At 71.9% G+C, this 19,203-nt stretch carries 20 protein-coding genes; 7 read left to right on the top strand and 13 right to left on the bottom strand.

Annotated elements, in window-relative coordinates:
* Positions 1-52: 52 nt before the first annotated feature.
* From ACZ7LU_RS21005 to ACZ7LU_RS20955, 11 genes are all read right to left on the bottom strand, one after another.
* The gene (locus ACZ7LU_RS21005; protein WP_471917568.1) at positions 53-421 is read right to left on the bottom strand and encodes a hypothetical protein; all 369 of its coding nucleotides are present in this window, start codon (positions 419-421) and stop codon (positions 53-55) included.
* 108 nt (positions 422-529) lie between these two features.
* Positions 530-1,585 carry a LacI family DNA-binding transcriptional regulator gene (locus ACZ7LU_RS21000; protein ID WP_471917567.1) on the bottom strand — a complete coding sequence of 352 codons (1,056 nt, stop codon included), beginning with the start codon at positions 1,583-1,585 and terminating at the stop codon, positions 530-532.
* A 62-nt stretch (positions 1,586-1,647) separates the two neighbouring features.
* Positions 1,648-2,553, bottom strand: coding sequence for an ROK family protein (locus ACZ7LU_RS20995; protein WP_471917566.1), 906 nt, complete (start codon positions 2,551-2,553; stop codon positions 1,648-1,650).
* Positions 2,550-4,247, bottom strand: coding sequence for a class I mannose-6-phosphate isomerase (locus tag ACZ7LU_RS20990; protein ID WP_471917565.1), 1,698 nt, complete (start codon positions 4,245-4,247; stop codon positions 2,550-2,552). Before ACZ7LU_RS20990 ends, ACZ7LU_RS20995 begins: the two co-directional genes overlap by 4 nt.
* A 48-nt stretch (positions 4,248-4,295) precedes the next feature.
* A complete protein-coding gene (locus tag ACZ7LU_RS20985) occupies positions 4,296-7,520 on the bottom strand; it encodes a glycoside hydrolase family 38 N-terminal domain-containing protein (RefSeq protein WP_471917564.1) in 3,225 nt (1,074 codons plus the stop codon).
* Between the two features lie 30 nt (positions 7,521-7,550).
* Complete coding sequence (locus ACZ7LU_RS20980; protein ID WP_470980383.1) at positions 7,551-8,363, bottom strand: carbohydrate ABC transporter permease; 813 nt, start codon at positions 8,361-8,363, stop codon at positions 7,551-7,553.
* Between the two features lie 13 nt (positions 8,364-8,376).
* A complete protein-coding gene (locus tag ACZ7LU_RS20975) occupies positions 8,377-9,351 on the bottom strand; it encodes a carbohydrate ABC transporter permease (RefSeq protein WP_471917563.1) in 975 nt (324 codons plus the stop codon).
* On the bottom strand, positions 9,348-10,655 hold the full coding sequence (locus ACZ7LU_RS20970) for an ABC transporter substrate-binding protein (RefSeq protein WP_471917562.1): 1,308 nt from the start codon (positions 10,653-10,655) through the stop codon (positions 9,348-9,350). Before ACZ7LU_RS20970 ends, ACZ7LU_RS20975 begins: the two co-directional genes overlap by 4 nt.
* Before the next feature lie 174 nt (positions 10,656-10,829).
* On the bottom strand, positions 10,830-11,594 hold the full coding sequence (locus ACZ7LU_RS20965; protein WP_471917561.1) for an aminoglycoside adenylyltransferase family protein: 765 nt from the start codon (positions 11,592-11,594) through the stop codon (positions 10,830-10,832).
* Between the two features lie 116 nt (positions 11,595-11,710).
* Entirely contained in the window at positions 11,711-12,181 is a 471-nt protein-coding gene (gene cynS, locus ACZ7LU_RS20960; protein WP_468088733.1) for a cyanase, read from the bottom strand.
* A gap of 38 nt (positions 12,182-12,219) precedes the next feature.
* Entirely contained in the window at positions 12,220-12,819 is a 600-nt protein-coding gene (locus ACZ7LU_RS20955; RefSeq protein ID WP_471917560.1) for a carbonic anhydrase, read from the bottom strand.
* Positions 12,820-13,010: 191 nt separating this feature from the next.
* On the opposite strand from ACZ7LU_RS20955, the gene cynR reads away from it, so the two are divergent.
* From cynR to ACZ7LU_RS20940, 3 genes are all read left to right on the top strand, one after another.
* Positions 13,011-13,940 (top strand): transcriptional regulator CynR, encoded by a 930-nt coding sequence (cynR, locus tag ACZ7LU_RS20950; RefSeq protein ID WP_471917559.1) that lies wholly within the window; start codon positions 13,011-13,013, stop codon positions 13,938-13,940.
* A gap of 112 nt (positions 13,941-14,052) precedes the next feature.
* On the top strand, positions 14,053-14,403 hold the full coding sequence (locus tag ACZ7LU_RS20945; protein WP_398306568.1) for a PRC-barrel domain-containing protein: 351 nt from the start codon (positions 14,053-14,055) through the stop codon (positions 14,401-14,403).
* A gap of 103 nt (positions 14,404-14,506) precedes the next feature.
* Positions 14,507-14,662, top strand: a complete 156-nt coding sequence (locus tag ACZ7LU_RS20940; RefSeq protein WP_362990556.1) for a DUF6131 family protein — start codon at positions 14,507-14,509, stop codon at positions 14,660-14,662.
* Between the two features lie 149 nt (positions 14,663-14,811).
* Here the strand turns inward: ACZ7LU_RS20940 and ACZ7LU_RS20935 are convergent, their stop codons facing one another.
* Positions 14,812-14,940: an LPFR motif small protein gene (locus tag ACZ7LU_RS20935; RefSeq protein WP_263398772.1), complete on the bottom strand. Its 129-nt coding sequence runs from the start codon at positions 14,938-14,940 to the stop codon at positions 14,812-14,814.
* Positions 14,941-15,129: 189 nt separating this feature from the next.
* Here ACZ7LU_RS20935 and ACZ7LU_RS20930 point away from each other — a divergent pair, with 189 nt between their 5' ends.
* The 4 genes from ACZ7LU_RS20930 (at position 15,130) to ACZ7LU_RS20915 (ending at position 18,344) form a co-directional block, all read left to right on the top strand.
* Complete coding sequence (locus ACZ7LU_RS20930) at positions 15,130-15,498, top strand: hypothetical protein (RefSeq protein ID WP_470980363.1); 369 nt, start codon at positions 15,130-15,132, stop codon at positions 15,496-15,498.
* Between the two features lie 92 nt (positions 15,499-15,590).
* Positions 15,591-16,082, top strand: a complete 492-nt coding sequence (locus ACZ7LU_RS20925; protein WP_398306573.1) for a hemerythrin domain-containing protein — start codon at positions 15,591-15,593, stop codon at positions 16,080-16,082.
* Positions 16,083-16,444: 362 nt separating this feature from the next.
* Positions 16,445-17,326, top strand: a complete 882-nt coding sequence (locus ACZ7LU_RS20920; RefSeq protein ID WP_471917558.1) for an SGNH/GDSL hydrolase family protein — start codon at positions 16,445-16,447, stop codon at positions 17,324-17,326.
* A gap of 142 nt (positions 17,327-17,468) precedes the next feature.
* Positions 17,469-18,344, top strand: coding sequence for an endo alpha-1,4 polygalactosaminidase (locus ACZ7LU_RS20915; RefSeq protein ID WP_471917777.1), 876 nt, complete (start codon positions 17,469-17,471; stop codon positions 18,342-18,344).
* On the opposite strand, the gene ACZ7LU_RS20910 is transcribed toward ACZ7LU_RS20915, so the two are convergent.
* Positions 18,323-19,192 (bottom strand): energy-coupling factor ABC transporter ATP-binding protein, encoded by an 870-nt coding sequence (locus tag ACZ7LU_RS20910; RefSeq protein ID WP_471917776.1) that lies wholly within the window; start codon positions 19,190-19,192, stop codon positions 18,323-18,325. The genes ACZ7LU_RS20915 and ACZ7LU_RS20910 overlap by 22 nt on opposite strands.
* Between the last annotated feature and the right edge of the window lie 11 nt (positions 19,193-19,203).

The following is a 19,203-nucleotide window of genomic DNA, read 5'->3' as shown; positions in this document are numbered from 1 at the left end:
GGGCGTCGCGGATGCGGGGTGCCGGGTCAGGCGCCGGGGACGGTCTGCGTGCTCATCGGTGGGGCGGGCCCCGCGGGGCGGTGGCGGCGACGGGCCGCCGCGGTGGTGCGGGCGCGGAGACGGAGCGGGTCTCGGGCCCGCCCAGGGCGCGGTGCGGCGCCGTGTCGACGGCCGTGTGCGCGGGGCCGGCCGGCTGTGGGCCCGGGATGTGGGCGTCCGGCCGGTGGGCGACGACGTGGAGTGCCGGGACGTCGTGCGGTCCGGTCGGCTCGCCGGCGTGGGCCACCACGGTGTGCCGGGCGAGCGGCGCGTCGGCCGGTGCCCCGTGCGCCGCGGCGGAGGGGACGAAGAGGGCGAGCACCGTGACGACGAGGGACAGCGCGGACGCGGCCAGGCGCGCGGAACGGCTCTGCTGCGCCACGCGTGCCCCCGTCCCGTCGGCTCTCACCGGATGTCCCTTCGGGTGCGCACGGTGTGGCACCGCCCTGCTCAACGTACGGCCCACCCGGAACCGTTCCGCCCTACGGCATCAAGTTCCGTACTCCACGAGGCTGGTGGGCACCACGATCTGGCGCGGTGGTCCCGCGGCCGTGGTGTGCAGTCGGTCGGCGAGGAGGCGGCCCGCCGCGCGGCCGACTTCGTCGCTGTCGTACGCGACGAGCGTCAGGGGCAGCCCGAGCGCGTCGGCCAGTTCGAAGTCGTCGAACCCCGCGAGGGCGACGTGCGCGCCGTCGCGGGACCGCACGTCGGTGGCCCGCAGGGCGCGGAACGCCCCTATCGTGTTGCGGTTGTTGGAGCAGAACAGTGCGGTCGGCGGGTCGCGGAGCGCGAGGAGGTGGGCGGCGGCGCGCGTCGCCTCGTGGGGTTCCGTCTGGCCCTGGCGTACGAGGCGTGGGTCGAGGGTGAGGCCCGCCGCCGCGAGGGCCGCCGCGTAGCCGCGGAGCCGTTCGGTGCCGGTGTGGACGGCGGGCGGGGAGCCGAGGAAGCCGATGCGGCGGTGGCCGCGCTCCAAGAGGCGGGCGGTGGCGTCGCGGGCGCCGCCGAAGTCGTCGACCAGGACGCAGTCCGCCGCGAACCCCTCGGGCGGACGGCTGGCGAGGACCACCGGCACGCCGTCGGCCACCGCCGCGGCGAGGTGGCGCTGGTCGGCGCCCGCGGGCACGGCGATGATGCCGTCGACGCGGCGGGCCAGCAGATCGGCGACCAGGCCCCGTTCGACATCGGCGTCCTGGCCCGTGTTGCCGATGACCGTCTTCAGGCCGTGCTCGGCGACCACGGAGTCGACGCCGAGCGCGAGGCGTGAGTAGAAGGGGTTGGCGAGGTTGGTGACGACGAGCCCGACCAGGCCGGTGCCGCGGCCGAGCCTGAGGCTGCGGGCGACCTCGTTGGGCCGGTAGCCGAGGGCTTCGGCGGCCGCCCGTACCCGCTCGCGGGTGGCGGGCAGCACCTGCGGGTCGTCCCGCAGGACTCGGGACGCGGTCATCGCACTGACTCCGGCGCGTTCGGCGACGTCCCGCAGGGTCGGCTGACCGCTCTTGAGGTCGCGCGGCGGCCGGCCGCTGTGCGGGTCGTGCGGTCCGGGCATGGTGCGGACGTCCTTCCGTTCCGTTCAGCGGGCGCTGCCTGAACGCGGTGGCCAACGGCGGTTCAGTGCGCGGCGGCCGCGTGGGCCGCCGCGCCGACGAGCGCCGCCTCCGTACCGAGCCCCGCGGGCCGCAGCGTGACGGGAGTATCCCCCAGCCCGCGGCGCAGCGCGGGACGCAGCAGGTCCCAGGATCCGGCCATGGCGCCGCCGACGACGAGCACGCTCGCGTCGAAGTCGCGCAGGCGCGGGGCGAGGACGGTGCCGAGGGTCGTGAAGGCCTCGTCGAGCACGCGCCGGGCACGCCGCTCCCCGGCCCGCGCCCGCGCCGCGATCTCGCGCACGTCTAGGTCCGGGGGCACGTCGTCGCCGTCCCGGCGGTCCGCGTCCTCGTGTGCGTAGTGCGCCAGGATCGCGCGTAGGGACACCGAGTCCTCCAGCGGTCTGCCGCCGGCCTCGACGAGGTCGATGCGGCCCTGCGGCGGTACGCCCGGCCCTTCGTGCCGCAGGCCGCCGGCGTCGAGGAAGGCGGAGCCCACACCGGTGCCGAGGGTGATGCCCAGGCAGCGCCGGTGGCCGCGCGCGGCGCCCGCCAGCCACTCGCCGAGGAGGAAGGCGTGCGCGTCGTTGAGGAAGACCGTTTCGGCGGGGCGCGGCCACACCCCGTCGAGGAGGACCGCGCGTACGTCGATGCCGTACAGGTCGTCGAACTTGCCGACGCCCGCGAAGCGCGCGATGCCCTTGTCGTAGTCGAAGGGGCCGGGGACGGCGACACCCCACACCTCTCCGGCCGGGGCGTCCAGTTCCCCGGCGCAGCGGACGAGCCCGCCGAGTATGTGCTCCGCGGTCCCCCGGGTCTGGACGGGTCGGCGCACGCGCCGGGTCACGGTCGCCGTGTCGGGGTCCACGAGGGCGGCGGCCACGTGGGTGCCGCCGAGTTCGAGGACGGGTCTGCCGCGCGGCGGCCTCACGGGCGCACCAGCGCCTTGACGACCTTGACGGGGGTTTCGCCGATCGCCGCCAGCCGGTAGGGCCCGACCGCCGCGGGCACCGTCAGTGTCTCCGCCCAGGAGAGGGTGTGCCGCTCCCCCGCCGCCGTGGTCAGCAGGACGCCCTCGCCCTCGACCACGTTCAGGACGTGGAAGCGGTCCGCGGTGTCGTCGTCGGCCTCGGCGCCCGCGTCGAATACGTGACGCCGCACTTCGTAGAACATCTCGTCCAGGGCGCCCAGGAGTTCCTCGCGCCAGCCGCTCCCGGTGCGCAGGGTGCGCGGTTCCTGCACGAGGTCGTGTGCGACGGCGTCGCCGCGGCGTCCGGACTCCAGGTTGGCGAGGCCGTGTTCGTAAGGGAGGGGGCGCGGCCGGCCGTCGGCGTCGGGCCGCAGCCAGTCGTAGAAGCGGAGGGAGTAGAGGTAGGGGGTGGCGCTGATCTCCAGGACGACGTTCCCGGCGCCGCTCGCGTGCGGGGTGCCGGCGGGGATCATGAAGAGGCGGCCCTGTTCGGCGGGGAAGGTCATGACGTGGTCCTCGGGGGCCATGGGGACCCCGTCGTGGGCGGCCTCTTCGATCTCCTTGCGGAAGAGGTCCAGGTCGGCGTCCTCGCGCAGGCCGAGGAAGACGCGGGTGTCCGGGCTGCCGAGGGTCATGTAGTACGTCTCGTGCTGCGTGTAGGACCAGCCGAACCGCTCCCTCATGTACCGCTCCTTGGGGTGGCAGTGCACGGAGAGGTTGCCGCCGTCGACGGTGTCGAGGTAGTCGAAGCGGATCGGGAAGGAGGTGCCGAAGCGGGCCGTGACGGGCGGGCCGAGCATCGCCGCGGGGTGCAGCACGCACAGCAGCTGGAAGGGGATCTCGGCTTGCAGGCCGGGGTGGGTGCCGATGAGGACGCCCGCCTCGGGGGCGATGAGTTCGTAGCCGAGGGCGGTGTTGCGGGCCGTGGGGTCGAAGCCGAGTCGGCGCTGGGCCCAGTGACCGCCCCAGGGCGTGGAGTTGAAGTAGGGGCGGGTGCGTACGGGGCGGCGGGCGAGGCTCGTGAGGGTGGCGCGCAGGCCGGTGCCGTCGATGTACGTGGGCCGTTGCGGGTCCTGTGTGTCGAGCCAGGCGTCGAGGCGGGGCGCGAGGGTGTCCCGGTGGCGGTCGAGGACGGGCCAGTCGATGTAGAAGAGCCGCCTCAGCTCCCCTTTCCGGTGCGGGAGCCCGAGGTTGTGGCCGGTGCCCGCGGCGACGGCCGCCTCGGCGTGCCGCTTGGGCAGGTCGGCGTACCAGAGCAGGTCGTGCGGGAGGAGCGCGGCGCCCGGGCCGTGGACGAGCAGCACTTCGCGGCCGGTGGGGCGTGGCGGCCGCGGGAGGTCGTCGAAGAAGTCGCGGAGGGGGTTCTCGGCGAGCTTGGTGTAGTAGGGGTCCGCGGCGTCCTCGGGGGATTCGGTGCGGTGGCGCACCGCGGTGGGCGGGGCGTGGTGGGCGCGCAGGTCCAGGGCCCGCACGGCGCTGCCGCGGGCGGTCAGCTCCGCCGTGAGTCCGGCGGCGAGTGCGTCCCAGGCGACCGTCGGCGGGCCGTCCACGGCGACGGTGACGGGGCCGGGGGGCAGTTGCGCGGCGGCGGCCTGCCAGCCGGTGGCGAGGACGGCCCCGGGCGCGGGGGCGTAGCGCGGGTCGAGCCGGTACACACGTTCTCCTTCGCGCGGACGTACGGGAACAACGCTCGAGGGCGGATCTCAGAGGCGTACGGAGGGATCGGGAGGCGAGTCGTCGCCGGTCCGTCCGGCGAGGAGGGTGGTCCGCTCGAAGAGCACGGCCGCCGTGCCGAGCGTCGGCAGGTCCAGCGTCACCTCGCCGCCGGTGCACGGCAGTTCACCGGCGGGGGTGCCGAGGTAGTCCGCCCGGTGGGCGGTGGCGACCGGGAAGCGGGCGTGGATCCGGCAGGGCACGGGCTGCTCGGCGAACGACTGGAGGCGCAGCAGGACGTGGCCGGGGCGCGGTGTGGTGGCGCCGACGAGGCGGACGCGCGGGTCGTCGATCTCGACGAAGCGGTGGAGGTCGTGCGGCGCGCCGTCCGAGCTCCCCCTGGCTCGGACGGCGCGCATCGGGCGGCTCCAGGCGGCGGCCGTTCGCGGACCGAGGCCGCCGGCACCGGGGCCGCAGGCGAGGCTGTAGCGGTAGGTGAACTCGAAGCCCTGCTCGCTGGGGAAGTTGGTGTCCCACAGGTTGTTGTGGATCCAGGAGAAGACGGTGGCGGGCTCGTCGTGCTCCATGGTCTTCGGGAAGGGCGCGTAGGGCAGGGCGATGTTGCCGAACTGTACGAGCGGCGCGTCCTGCGTGGACCAGGCCACTGTCAGGCCGTCGTCGCCCAGGGTCACCCAGCGGCGCACGGCCCGCATGTGCAGGGCGGAGCCCGGTACGACCGGCAGTCCGCTGCCCGTGACGCCGCCGGAGGCCTCCATGCGGACGACCGGGTCGTCGAAGGCGAAGGGGAACGCGAAGTAGGCGCTCTCCTTGCCGAGCCGGGCGTCCTTGTCGAGGCGGTTCTCGATGTCGAGGCGGGGCACGCCGTGCGGGAGGGTGAGGGTGGTGCGCAGCCGGTTGGCGCCGGCCGGGCGGGTCTCGTACGTGATGGTCTCGGCGGTGGCCGTGGAGCGGCGGGCGATGAGCGCGGCGGGCGGGGCGACGGCGCGGGCGCCGAGGTGTTCGAGGCGGTCGGATGCCGTGGTGCGGCTCGAGTTGTGGTTGAAGGCGCCGGCGGTGGTGTAGCTGTCGTGGAGGTAGCCGTTGAAGCCGACGACGGCGTCGGCGCGGACGAGTTCGCGGCCGGTCCTCTTGTCGGTGATCGAGGAGACGCAGGCGTGCGCGAGGTCCACGCGGACGGCGAGGTGCTCGTTCTCCAGGAGGGTCGGGTCGGCGTGGGCGAGCGCTTCCGCCGCGGACTCGGCGGGGTCCTCGCGTTCCGTGCCGCCGGTCGGGTTCCAGCCGGTGGCGGCCTTCACCGTCGGCTCCTCCGGCTCCTCGGCGGTCCCGGTGGCGGCGGCGATGTCCAGGCGGACCGACCCGGTGGGCGGCACGTCGTCGACGCGGACGAGGAGGAAACGTCCCGCGTCGCGGTGGTCGTCGTTGGTCTGCCGCTCCTCCTCGTGGGCGAGGTGGCGCCCGTCGCGGGCGTCGCGGACGGTGACAGGGCGCTCCAGCGGCACGGTGCTCTCGGGCAGGAAGACGCGGACGACGTCGGTGCGCGGCCACGAGCAGGTGTTGACGACGTGGTACGTGGCCGCCGCGTCCGGCGAGGCGACGAGCCGCTGTCCGAGGCGGGCGCTCGCGCGGGCGAGGAGGGCGTTGCCGTCGTCGTGGGCGCGCATCGCCTGCCCGTACTTCCAGTGCCACTGGTGTTCTCCGGAGTGACCGCCCTCGTCGCCGTGGGTCCACGGGTCGCCGGCGCCCCAGGTGTGCTCGTCGAAAAGCGACACCGCTTCGTAGACCCCGGCGGCGTCCCTGCTGTCGTCCTCGGCCCCCGTGGCGCCGAGGAGAGCGGCGAACGTGCCGATGGTCTGGGCGTCGGCGACCACGGACTGGGCGGTCCTGACCAGGGACAGCGGGCGCGCCCCCGACCCGACCCCGTCGACCCACCAGTCGGTCCAGTCGCCCTCGAAGGTGCGGATCTCGTCGCCGAGCCTGGCCTCGGCGTCGGTGAAGAAGTCCTCGTTGCGGGAGAGCCGCAGCCTGGGGAAGACCCAGGTGTCGTTCCAGCGGCGGACGGTGTCGGCGATGACGCGACGGGGCGGCGCGTTGTCGCCGAACTTGCCCTGGACGCGCAGGTGGAGCACGTCCCAGGGGTAGGGCTCGCGTTTCACCTCCGTGCGGTCCATGGCCCAGCCGAAGATGCCGCCGCGGTAGGGGTAGGGGTTCGTGGCGAGGGAGGTCAGATAGGCGGGCAGCAGGTCGTCGACGTCCTGGTAGGCCGTGTCGAAGCCGAGGAGCGGGCCTTCCATGTAGGCGAGGCCGTGCGGGGTGTCGGTGACCCACACCAGGACGCTGTTGCCGCTCGGCGCGCGCCAGCGGAAGAGGCGGGGCAGCTTCTCGCCGCCGACCAGGTGGGGGACGGAGCGTCCGGCCCAGTTGTGGGCCACGGAGAGGTACTTGACGCCCGCCGAGGCCAGCGCGTCGACCAGCCCGACGACGGCGCCCGGCACGTCGGTCTGCATGGCGGAGGTGAACTCGACGCCGTGTTCGTCGTGCACGGTGCGGGCCGCGCGCAGGAGTTCGTGCAGTTCGTCCGTGGAGCAGGTCTCGGTGTGCAGGTTGAAGGGGAGCGCGGTCAGCTCGATGCGGCCCTCGCGGACCCTGCGTACGAACTCGTCGACCTGTTCGGCGGGCCGGGCCCTCGCCCACTGCTGGAAGGACCACAGCGACTCGACGCACCACCGGAACCGGGACTCGGCGGGCCAGTCGTCGGTGGCGCGGGTGAGCTCCAGGCAGGAGTCGAGGAAGGACAGGTGCTCGGCGAGGACCGTGCCCTGGGGGTCGGTGTAGCCGATGTCGAGGTGGGAGTGGTGGATGAGGTGCAGGGTCCAGCGGCGCTGCGGGGTGAGCCGTACGTCGATGCCGTCGCGCCCGTCGGGGAGGCCGACGGTGACGCGGGTCGTCGCGTCGACGGCGGGCAGCAGCAGCCGTACGGAGCGGCCGGGCCCGGCGACGCGCTCGCAGCGCAGGGCGGCGCCGGACTCCGTACGTACGCTCAACTCCGCGGGCAATTCCGTGCCGTTGACGGGCTCGACGCGCAGCGACTGGAGCAGCGTGCCGTCGTCCGCGCGGTGCAGGAGGGGTTCCTCGGTGAGCCGCAGGGCGGTGCCGTCCGCGAGTATGCCCTCCGCGCTGATCACGCCGGCGCGCAGGCTGTCGCGGATCCGGTCGTTGTCCCAGTCGGTGGTGCGGACCAGAGCCCGTGTCGTCATGCGGATCTCTCCCGGGAAGGGTGTGTCGGGTCAGCGGGCGGATGCGGTGATGCCGCGCAGGAACAGGCCGCGGAACAGCAGGAAGAGGACGAGGGTCGGCACGGACACGATCAGCGCGCCGGCCAGGATGACGGGCGGGCCCGTCGTGGAGTAGGCCTTGTTGAGGGTGGCCAGGGTGGCCATGACCGGCTGGACCTCGGGGCTCCTGCTGAGGGTGATGCCGAGGAGCAGGTCGTTCCAAACGGCCGTGAACTGGAAGAGGAAGGCCGCGCCGAGGCCCGCCTTCATCAGCGGCAGGTGGATGCGCCAGAAGATCCGCCGGAAGGAGGCGCCGTCGATCAGGGCGGCCTCCGTCAGCTCCGGTGGCATCGTGGCCATCTGGTTGCGGATCAGGAAGAAGGCGAACGGCACCGCCCACGCCGCGTACACCAGCATCAGGCCCAGCCTGGTGTCGTACAGGTCGGCGTCCGCGTACAGGCCGAAGAGCGGCGCGAGGATGATCTGCAGCGGGAAGAGCGTGCCGGAGTAGATCAGCCAGAACCAGAAGGCGGGCTTCGGAATGGGCAGGACGACGACGGCGAACGCCGCCATGGCCGCCACCAGGACCGCCACCAGGCCGCAGACCACGGCGTACAGGAGCGAGGAGCGGAAGCTGTCGCCGATGCCTGCCACCTGCCAGGCCGTCTTGGCGTTGTCGATCAGGTCGAAGCCCTCGAAGCTCCAGCTCGGCTTGCCGCCGTATTCGCCCGTGGGGGTCAGGGCGTTGACGATCAGCAGGTAGAGGGGTGCCAGCCAGAGCACCACGCAGCCGGCGACGAAGACGTTGCGTACCGCACGTCCCATGGGACTCCCCTCCTCAGCTCTGCGCCGTGTGGGCGTCGGGCATCTGGCGGCGCAGGTACAGCCAGGACGAGGCGACGACGATCACGGTGAGGACGAGCGCGATGGCCGAGCCGTAGCCCACGTGGAAGAGCCGGAACGTCTCGCGGTACATGCTCAGCGCGAGGGTCTCGGAGGAGCGGGACGGGCCGCCCTGGGTGAGGATCCAGATCATGTCGAACGCCTTGAAGCTGTTCACGACGGCCATGCCGACCACCACGACGGTCACGGCGCGCAGCCCGGGGAGCGTGATGTGCCGGAACATCCGCCAGCCGCTCGCCCCGTCGAGTGCGGCGGCCTCGACCGTCTCCCGCGGGATGGCGCGCAGGCCGATCGCGAAGAGGACGACGTTCAGACCGGTCGCCTGCCAGGTGCTCGCGACGATCATCGACAGGGTGTTCTGCGGCCACTCCAGGAGCCACGGGCGCGCGAGCCCGTCCAGGCCGATGCCGCGCAGCACCTGATTGACCGCGCCCTCGGAGGTCAGCATGAAGTACCAGACGACGGCGGTGGCGGTGGCGGAGATCGCGTACGGCAGCACGATGATCAGCTGCGCGGCGGCGCCGAACCGCATGCGGTGGGTGGCGACGGCGATGAGGAGCCCGGCGAGGACGGGCAGGAGCAGTGTTCCGCCCACCCACATCAGGGTGTTGAGCACCGAGCGGCCGAAGATCGGGTCGTCGGCGAGGCGCGCGTAGTTGTCCAGCCCGGTGAAGCTGCTCGTGAAGCCGTTGTCCTCGAAGAAGCTGCCGTAGACGCTGCGGAAGAACGGATAGACGAACAGGACGCCGACGAAGGCGAAGGCGGGCAGGGCCCAGGGCAGGGCGGCAAGAGGGCTGCCGAGCCTGCTGCCACCCGCCCGCGCGGCCTGGTGCGGGGTGCGGGTCGGCACCCTGCGGCGCGGCCGCGCACGCTTCGCGGTGCCGTGCGCGGGGGTCGCTGTCCCGGTCATGTCTTCTCCGCCTCCCGCCACACCTGCCAGGCGTCGTCGGCGCGTTCCTGCATGGTGCGCAGCGTCTTGCGGTACGAGGACGGGTTCAGCAGGAAGCCGGCGAGGTCGTCGACGGTCGCCTCGACCAGTTCGGGCGGGCCCTGTTCCCAGAAGCGGTTGAGCAGCCACAGCTTGTCGCCGCGGACCTTCTTCGCTAGGCCGTCGATCACGGGATTGGCCGCCTCCACCTTCGGGTTGGGGCAGCCGTCCTGAAGGGTGTGCGAGAAGGCCTTCATGACCGTGGGGTGCAGCCAGGCGCCGGTGGCCCGCAGCGCCTCCGCGTGATCGGGTCCCTTGACGGTGGCGACGAGGGCGCTGGATTCGAAGATGACGCTGGGGCGGGCTTTCGGGTCTGCCATGGGGAGGACGAAGGCGCCGAGGTTCTTGCCCGGCTTGCCGCCCGCGGCCCCGAGGGTGGAGCCGAGCCAGGTGCCGCAGGGCACCATGCCGAGCTTGCCGTGCAGCATGGCCGCGGCGGCGTCGGGGTGGTTCGTGTCCATGGGCGTGAACCAGTCCTTGTCGAAGAAGGACGCCAGGGTGCGCAGGGCGCGTTCGGCGCGGGGGTCCGTGTACCGCTCGCGGCCGTTCATCAAGTCGTCGTAGAAGCGGGGGTCCTGGCGGCTGAGGATCTCCTGGAACCAGATGAAGGAGGGCCAGCGGTCGCCCGCGGTGCCGTGCAGCGGGGTGATGCCGTTCTTCTTCAGGCGCGCGCAGGCGGTGAGGAAGTCGTCCCAGGTGCGGGGCGCTTCGAGGCGGTGTTCGCGGAAGACCTGGGGGTTGTAGAAGAACACCCAGTACGCGAGGTTCATCGGCAGGCCGTAGACGCGGCGCCGGTAGGCGAACGCACCGCGCAGGGAGGCGTCGACCCAGCCCTTGGCGACGGCGTCGTCCCACTGCCGGGTCAGGTCGACGATGCCGCCGGTGCGGGCGAGGTCCTGGAGGCGGTATCCCGACCAGTACTTGAGCATGTCGGGGGTCTTGCGGGTCCGCAGCGAGGACCGCACGATCTGCTCGAACGACTCCAGGAACGGGATGACCTGGGGCACGAGCCGGGGCGCCGCCACCGACTCCATCGCCGAGCCCGCGGCGGCCATCGGCTTCTCCCACGCCGCGCTGTCGCCGAGGACGGCGACCTTGCCCGGCGGCTGGCCCTCGGCGGAACCGCAGGCCGTGGCGGCCGTGGCGGCGAGCGCGCCGGTCGCGGCGGCCCGGAGCAGGGTGCGGCGTTCGAGGGCGGGGCGCGGCGTGATGGGCGCTCTCGCCACGGGATGACCAGGGTGACGACTGTGACGACGACCTGACATGGATGGCTCCCTCAGGTGTGCCTCAGCCCGTTGTTAGCGTTAACACGGGCGTCTTGGAGCTTCACCTCGGGGGCGGCGGATGTCAATGGGTCGCGAGCCGCTAGTGCACCCAACTCTCTGTTGCGTCAGGGCTGTTCAGATTCGCGGGGCCAGCCGTTCGATCTCCCGGACGACGTACTGGGCGTGCGGCTTCACCTGCGGGAGGAGGTCGTCCCAGCGCTCCTCTTCCTCCCCTAGGTAGACGGCGCGTGCGCGTTCGAGAACGGGCCGGTGCTCGGCGGGCAGGCGGGCCAGGGTCCAGTCGGCCGCGCGGTCCTTGGACGTGATGTCGCCGGTGGCCAGGGTGGTCCAGACGCGGGCGAGGGTCAGCAGGACGTTACGGGTGTCGGTGTCGAGTTCGGCGAGCAGCTCGGGGACGCCGGCAGCCATCGCGCGGGTGACGTCCGCGGCCGGGACCGGGTCGAGGACCCGGCCCGGCTCCGGCCCCATGAGGGGCGTCCGCCCCTGCAGCACCATCGTGATGAGGAGCGCGAGATCGGGGCTCGGCCCGGGCTCCGGCGTCAGACCGCGCAGGTACGCGTCGCGCAGCCACTCCCCGTACTGGAATTCGCACCGGGGCGGATACGTCCAGGGGCGGACGTCGCCCTGGACGGCGACGGTCAGCTCGACGGGGCGCAGGGCCTCGCCGGGGGCGCCGTCGCCGGACAGGGCGAGCAGACCGTCGGTCAGGGCCTGGCGCTGCCCGGCCGTGGTGCGCCGCCGCGCCACGACGAGGATGTCGATGTCGCTGTGCGGGCGCAGTCCGCCGAGGACGGCCGAGCCGTGCGCGTAGACACCGGCGATGTCGCCGGCGGCGAACACGTCGCGAATCAGGCGGACCACGTCGTCGGTCTGCGTCACTCCGCCGCTCCCCTCGTCCGGTGTCGCTCGGCTCGTGCCGTGTCACTCGACTGGTGACGGGCACTCCGTCGTCGCCACGCATCGTAGACACCCGGCGCGCCCGGCCGTCGCAGGGGTCAGAACGGCTTGGTGGGCAGGTACTTGCCGTCCAGAGTGATCACCGCGCGCTCGCCGCCCTCGGGGTCGGCGACCTTCTTCACGTCGAGCTTGAAGTTGATCGCGCTGATGATGCCGTCGCCGAACTGCTCGTGGACCAAGGCCTTCAGAGTGGTGCCGTAGACCTGCAGCATCTCGTAGAAGCGGTAGATCGTCGGGTCGGTCGGTATGCCGCCGGGGATCGAGCCGCGGGTCGGGATCGTCTGCAGCAGGGCCGCCGCGTCGTCGTCCAGGTCGAGCAGTGCGGCGACGGCCTTCGCGGCGGGTTCGGGCAGGGCGTGCTGGCCGAGCACGGCCGCGGTGACGAAGGCGACGGACAGGCCGGCGGCGTCGGCGATCTGCTGCCAGGACAGGTCCTTGCGCGTCTTGGCCTCTACGGCGAGAACGGCGAGGTGCTGGCGGGCGGTGGGGTCGAACTGGGCATGGATCATGAGGGATTGTCCTTTCGGGGGTGAGGCGGTCGGGCGGGTCAGGCTGCCGCGGTGGCGGCCTGGGTGAGGTCGTCGACGGCGCCGGTGGCGATGTCGTAGACCCAGCCGTGCAGCGTCAGCTCGCCGCGGGCGAGGGCGCGTGCCACGGACGGGTAGGTGGCCAGGTGGGTCAGCTGGGCCAGGACGTTCTCGCGCACGAGGGCCGCCACGCGTTCCTCGCCGGTCACGGAGTCGGACGTACGGGCCACGGCGGCGTCCGCGTGGCGCAGCCAGTCGGCGACGGCCGGGGCGCCGGCGAGATCGTGGCCCTCGGCGAGGGCGGTCATGGCGCCGCAGGCCGAGTGGCCGCACACGACGACATCGGTGACGCCGAGGACGGCCACCGCGTACTCCACACCGGCGGCGACCCCGTCGGCCGCGTACGGCGAGTGAGCGGGCACGAGGTTGCCTGCCGTGCGGACGACGAACAGCTCCCCCGGCTCGCGCTGGGTGATCAGTTCGGGCACGACTCGCGCGTCGGAACAGCCGATGAACAGCGTGTCCGGCGCATGGCGGGTGGCCAGGCCCGCGAAGAGCTCGGCCTTGGCCGGGAAGACGTCCCGCTGGAAGCGTCTCACTCCGGCCGTGAGGTCTCGCATGGTCAGTTCCTTTCGCATTCCGGTGGCCCGCCCCGGGGCAGACAGCCCGGGGTCGGCGCAGCCCCTCGGGACGGCAGCCCCGGGGTCGGTAGCCCCTGAGGGGCCGGTGCAAACAACCATGCATGACCTGCACCTATAGCGTCCAAGACGCAGTAGCCATGACTTCGATCGATGCCATCTATAGTTTCCGCATGGCACCCGAACTGCGTCACCTGCGCTATCTGCTCGCCGTCGCCGAGCACGGCAACTTCACTCGCGCGGCCGAGGAGCTGCACATCTCCCAGCCGACGCTGTCCCAGCAGATCCGGCAGCTGGAACGAGCGGTCGGCGTCCCGCTCCTGGACCGCAGCGGCCGCTCGGTGCGGCTCACCGACGCCGGCGCCGCCTACCTTCCGCACGCGCGCCGCGCCCTGCAGGACCTGGCCGCCGCCGAGCGGGCCGTGCACGACGTCACGGACCTGTCCCGCGGCAGTCTGCGGCTGGCCGTGACACCGACGTTCACCGCCTACGTCGTCGGGCCGCTCACCGCACTGCTGCACGCCCGCCACCCCGGCATCACCCTGTTTCTCCGGGAGCTGCCGCAGGACCGCATCGAACCCGGGCTGCTCGCCGACGAGCTCGATCTCGGCATCGCCTTCCACGGCGCCCATCTGCCGGGCCTGGCCGCGACGGACCTGTTCACGGAGCGGCTCAGCCTCGTGGTGGGCGACCTCCATCCGCACGCCGGGCGCACCGATCCCCTGTCCCTCGACGAGCTCGCCGCGACCCGGCTCGCACTGCTCAGCACCGACTTCGCCACACGCGTGCACATCGACGCCCACCTCGCCGGGCACGCAGTACGCCCGGACGTCGCCGTGGAGGCCACGTCGATCATCGCGCTCACCGAGATCGTCCGGCACACCCCGCTGGCCACGGTGCTGCCCGACGCCCTGACGCGCGACCGCCCCGGCCTGCACACCGTCCCGCTCACCCCCGCCCTGCCCACGCGGACGGTCACCCTGCTGCACCGCGAGAGCGGCTACCGGAGCGCCGCCGCACGCGCTTTCACCGGGCTCGCCCGAGAATGGGCCCACACGCAACTTCCGCCGCAGCACTCCGCCGACGGCACAGATAACTTTTGATTTTTGTTTGGCGGCGCTCCGACAGGACACTCGATGTACAGGAGCGGTTGATCATGACGACTCCCTCCGGTATTCAGATTCCGCACTACAGGTATCGACTAAGGGGTCCTGAATGAGCAACGAAATGTGGAGCTACGTTCCGACCGCCGGTCACGGCCCGGACAGTGACCTCACGGGGTACAAGGTCGAAGCCGCCGACGGCCACATCGGCAAGGTCGACAAGCATTCCAACGAGGTCGCCAACCAGTACATCGTCGTGGACACCGGTGTATGGATCTTCGGCAAGGAAGTTCTGCTGCCCGCCAGCACCGTGACGGCCATCGACAACGACGAGCGGCGGATCCTGGTCTCGCTCACCAAGGAGCAGATCAAGAACGCTCCGGAGTTCGACAAGGAAAAGCACCTGGGCGACCCCGCCTATCGCGACCAGCTCGGCGGGTACTACGGCGGTTCGGGCCACTGAGCACGCTCAGAGCCGCGCCGACTCGCCGGTCAGAGCTTTGTCTCACCGGTCAGCGGGCGCTCGACAGGCGTACACTTGAATTGTTCTGAGGGTTGGAGGATCCATGATCGCACTCGGCCTCATCCTGCTCGTCCTCGGTCTGCTGACCGGCGTTTCCATCCTCTGGACCATCGGCGTCGTACTCGTCGTCATCGGTGCGGTCCTGTGGGTTCTCGGGGCAGTGGGACACTCGGTGGGCGGACGGAAGCATTACTGGTAGCGGCAGCCGCTGGAGTCCAATAGCGCACCAGATCCCATAGAGGTACGGGAAGGGGGCCGGAGTGAATACTCCAGCCCCCTTCCCCGTACCCCTTTTTCCTTGTACCCCTCTTTTTTCGAGTTTCCTCAGTTCCTCGGTGGCTCAGAGGCTCAGTGGTGGCCGTGAGCGGTGTCGGAGGCTCCGCCGAAGAGCCGCGCGACCGCGCGGAACGGCAGGGTGACCACCGTGGCGATGGCTCCTCCGATGGCTCGGAGAACGTCTGCAATGGCCTTCAGCATGATCGGGCCTCCAGAGAGCAATAGCTCAATAGCGGTCAATTGCCATGTGTCGCCACACAGCCTTACACCCGTCGGTTGCCCCCAAAGCGCTCACAAAAACTGCTCGGCCCCGCCCGCCTCTCCCTCTCCGCATACTCCCTCTGCGGCCGACGAGAGGCGGATACCCCGCCGGGTGGCCAGGATGAAGCCATGGCCCACAGCACAGCACGTAACGGATCCAGCGGACGTAACGGGACGCGGCGGACCGACGGTCTCGACGCCGTCACCACCCGCTGGACCGCCCGCGACACCTCCTCGGCCCACGGACGGCTGCGCGACGCGTTGCTCTCCTGGCGCACTTCGCTGCCACCCGCGTTCACCGCCCCACCACCCGGGCCGCCCGGCGAGCACGTGCGGCTCGTGGTCGCCCCCGCCGCCCCGGGGGCGCCCGAGGACGCGCTGCTCCTGCACCTCAGCCCCGTCGAGGTGGACCGGCTCATCGCACGGCTCGTCGACGACGGCTGTCACGACGGCAGCTGTCACGACGGCAGCCGTCAGGGGGACACCACCTCCTCCTGAGCGATCGCCGCCACGGGTGAGACCCGCGCACGGGGTACCCGGCTCCCGTAACGGGAGACCCGAGACCGCTCCCCCCAGGAAAGGCAGACCAAATGTCCCCAACGCACGACGTCGTCGAGCTGATCCTCCAGGACCACCGCACGATGGAGGACCTCTTCCGTGACATGCGCAGCGTGGAGGCCGACCGGGCCGCCGCGCTCAGTGAGTTCGCCGACCTGCTGATCGCGCACGCCTTGGCGGAGGAGGCCGAGGTGTACCCGGCGCTGCGCCGGTTCAAGAACATCGACGACGAAGAGGTCGAGCACGGCGAGGAGGAGCACGAGGAGGGCAACAAGGCGCTCCTCGAACTGCTCGAGGTCGAGGACGTCGGTTCGGACGAGTGGGACGAGAAGCTGGAGAATCTCGTCGAGGCCGTGAACCACCACACGGACGAGGAAGAGCGCACGATCCTCAACGGCGCCCGCGAGAACGTGGCCATGGAACGGCGTGAGGAACTCGGCTCGGCGTTCCTCAAGGAGCGCGAGAAGCAACTGTCCGCGCACTGCGGCAGCGTGGACAACATCCGCCGCATCCTGAAGGACTGAATTCCGGACACCGATGCCCATGGGGGCGAGCAGCTGATCCGCTGCTCGCCCCCATCGGTGTGTGCGGGGCCGGCACGGTGGGTGCGGAGGTGGCGGATGCGGGGGTGGGGGGCGCTCCCGGTGGGAGCGGCCGGGATGCGGGGGCCCGCGAAGCCCGCGAAGCCCGCGAAGCCCGCGAAGCCCGCGAAAGAGTTTGTCACCCGAGTGCCAACGCCTCGGGCGCGGATGCGCATGCGTACGCGTAGTGCATCGCAGAATCGTGCTCTACCTTGCACAGGCCTTCCTAAGCCTTCCTGAGCACCCCCTCCCCCTCACGCACTCGCGCCCCGCACCCCCACTCCCCCCTCCCTCAGGAGAACCCCATGCGCATGCCCGCCCCGCGTCGCACAGTGGCGGCCCTGGCCGCCGTCACGGGAATCGCTGCTCTCGGTCTCGGCGCCGGACCCGCGGCCGCCGACACCAAGGCTCCGTTGCGCTACGTCGCCCTCGGCGACAGCTACAGCGCCGGCTCGGGCGTGCTGCCCCTCGATCGGGGGGCACCTCTCATCTGCGCCCGCACGTCGCTGAACTATCCGCATCTGCTCGCCGCATCAACCGGCGCCCAGCTGACCGACGTGACCTGCGGCGGTGCGCAGACCAAGGACTTCACCACATCCCAGTACCCGGGCGTCGCCCCGCAGTTCGACGCGCTGAAGAGCGACACGGAGCTGGTGACGCTCACCATCGGCGGCAACGACAACAACACCTTCATCAACGCGATCCTCGCCTGCGGCAGCGCGGGCGTCCTGTCGGGCGGCAAGGGCAGCCCTTGCAAAGACAACTACGGCGACAAGTTCAAGGACGAGATCGAGTCGAAGACGTACCCGGCGATCAAGGCGTCCCTCAACCAGATCAAGGCCAGGTCACCCGAGGCGAAGGTCGCGATCCTCGGTTACCCGTGGATCACCCCCGCGAAGGCCGTGCCCGGCTGCTTCGCCAAGCTGCCCATCGCCGAAGGTGACGTCCCCTACCTCCGCGACGTGCAGACGCACTTGAACGGCGCGGCGCAGCGGGCCGCCCAGGAGACCGGCACCACGTTCGTCGACCTGGCCGCCGCCTCCGACGCGCACGACGCCTGCCGCCCCGTGGGTCAGCGCTGGATCGAGCCGGTCCTCTTCGGCACGAACTTCGTGCCCGTCCACCCCAACGCCCTCGGCGAGGCCGGGATGGCGAAGGAGGCGGCCAAGGCGCTGAACCTGTCCTGACCGGACGCCCCGCGCACAGGCCGCGGGCAGGGGCTGCGATCCTGTTCGGGTGAACGGGATCAAGTGGCGTACCAGCAGGAACCGCTCCGCACGGAGCGGCGAGGCCCTCTCCGCGCGGCGGCCGGCAGGCGCGCCGGGCGCCCTGCGCGGCAGGGGCGCACGCGTGCGGGCCGGCGTGGGCGGCGCCCTGCTCCTCGCCCTCCTCGCGGGGTGCTCGACCGGCGGATCGGACGGACCCGGCGGACCCGGCGGATCGGGTGACTCCGGCGGATCCGGTGTCTCCGGCCGCGACCGTGTCCGACAGCCGCCCGTCGACGCCGCCTTCGACTACCAGCTCGGTGGCCCGTACGCGCCGCCGTCGAAGGTGCGCGCCGTCTCGCGCGACCGCACCGCCGACCCCGCCCCGGGCCGCTACAACATCTGTTACGTCAACGCCTTCCAGGCCCAGCCGGGCAAGGAGGCGGCACGCTGGTGGCAGCGCGAGCACAGTTCTCTTCTCCTGCGTGACGAGGAGGGGCGCAAGGTCGTCGACGAGGACTGGCAGGAGCCCCTGCTCGACATCTCCACCGAGAAGAAGCGCGCGGCCCTCGCCGAGATCGTCGGCTCGTGGATCGACGGCTGCGCGAAGGCGGGCTTCGACGCGGTGGAGCCCGACAACCTCGACTCCTACGAACGCTCGGACGGCCTGCTCACCACCGACGACGCGGCCGCCTTCGCCCGCCTCCTGGCCCAGCGTGCGCACCGCCAGGGCCTGGCCATCGCCCAGAAGAACACCACCGACCTGCTGGACCACCGTGAGCGGATCGGTTTCGACTTCGCCGTGACCGAGGAGTGCGCGCGTTACAAGGAGTGCCCGGACTTCGCGTCCGCGTACGACGGGAAGGTCTTCGACATCGAGTACGTGGCGAAGGACTTCGACACCGCCTGTCGCACCTGGGGCAAGAAGCTCTCCGTGACGCTGCGCGACCGCGACGTACGCGCCGCAGGCGAGGACGGTTACGTGTACCGCCACTGCTGAGAAGAGCCCCGGTCACGGGCCCCGGCAGCCAGGGCCGCCAACTCCTCCGCCGTACGCGGCGCCTTCCCCGTCTCCGCCGCCAGGCCGCACGTGCGCAGCAGCTCGCCGACGGCGATGCCCCACGGCAGGTGCAGCCCGGCCTCGGCCAGGAGGTCCCGCCGGGCCAGCGTCTCAGCCACCGGCCCCGTCCGCACTCCGGAGGGGGTGAGCAGCGCAGCGTCGTCGGCCCAGCGCAGGGCCAGGTCGACGTCATGGGTCGCCATGACCACGGTCGTCCCGGCGTCCCGCAGCCGTTGCAGGGTGACGAGGAGGCGTTCCTGGCCGTCGGGGTCGAGTCCCGCGGTCGGCTCGTCGAGGATGAGTACGCGGGGGCGCATCGCCACGGCTCCGGCGATGGCGGTCCGCTTCCGCTGGCCGTAGGAGAGCAGGTGGGTGGGCCGGTCGGCGAGCGCTGTGATGTCGAGGGCGGCGAGCGCCTCGGCGACGCGGGCCCGGACCTCGGCATCGGGCAGGCCGAGGTTCAAGGGGCCGAAGGAGACGTCCTGTTCGACCGACGCGGCGAACAGCTGGTCGTCCGGGTCCTGCACCACCAGCTGCACGGTCGTGCGCAGCCGGGTCAGGCCCTTGCGGTGGTACGTCACGGGGACACCCTCGACCGTCAACTCGCCGGAGGCGGGCCGCAGTCCGCCGCTGAGCAGCCGCATGAGGGTGGTCTTGCCGCTGCCGTTGCGTCCGAGCAGCGCGAGGGCACGGCCCTCGACGACGTCGAAGTCGAGGCCGCTGAGCACGGTGGGCCCGTCCTCGTACGCGTAGGACACCGCGCGGAGAGCGACCACGGGCTGACTCATGGCGCTCGCGC

Source organism: Streptomyces sp. NPDC039462 (assembly GCF_055639375.1).
This window is presented reverse-complemented; position numbering and strand designations above follow the sequence as displayed.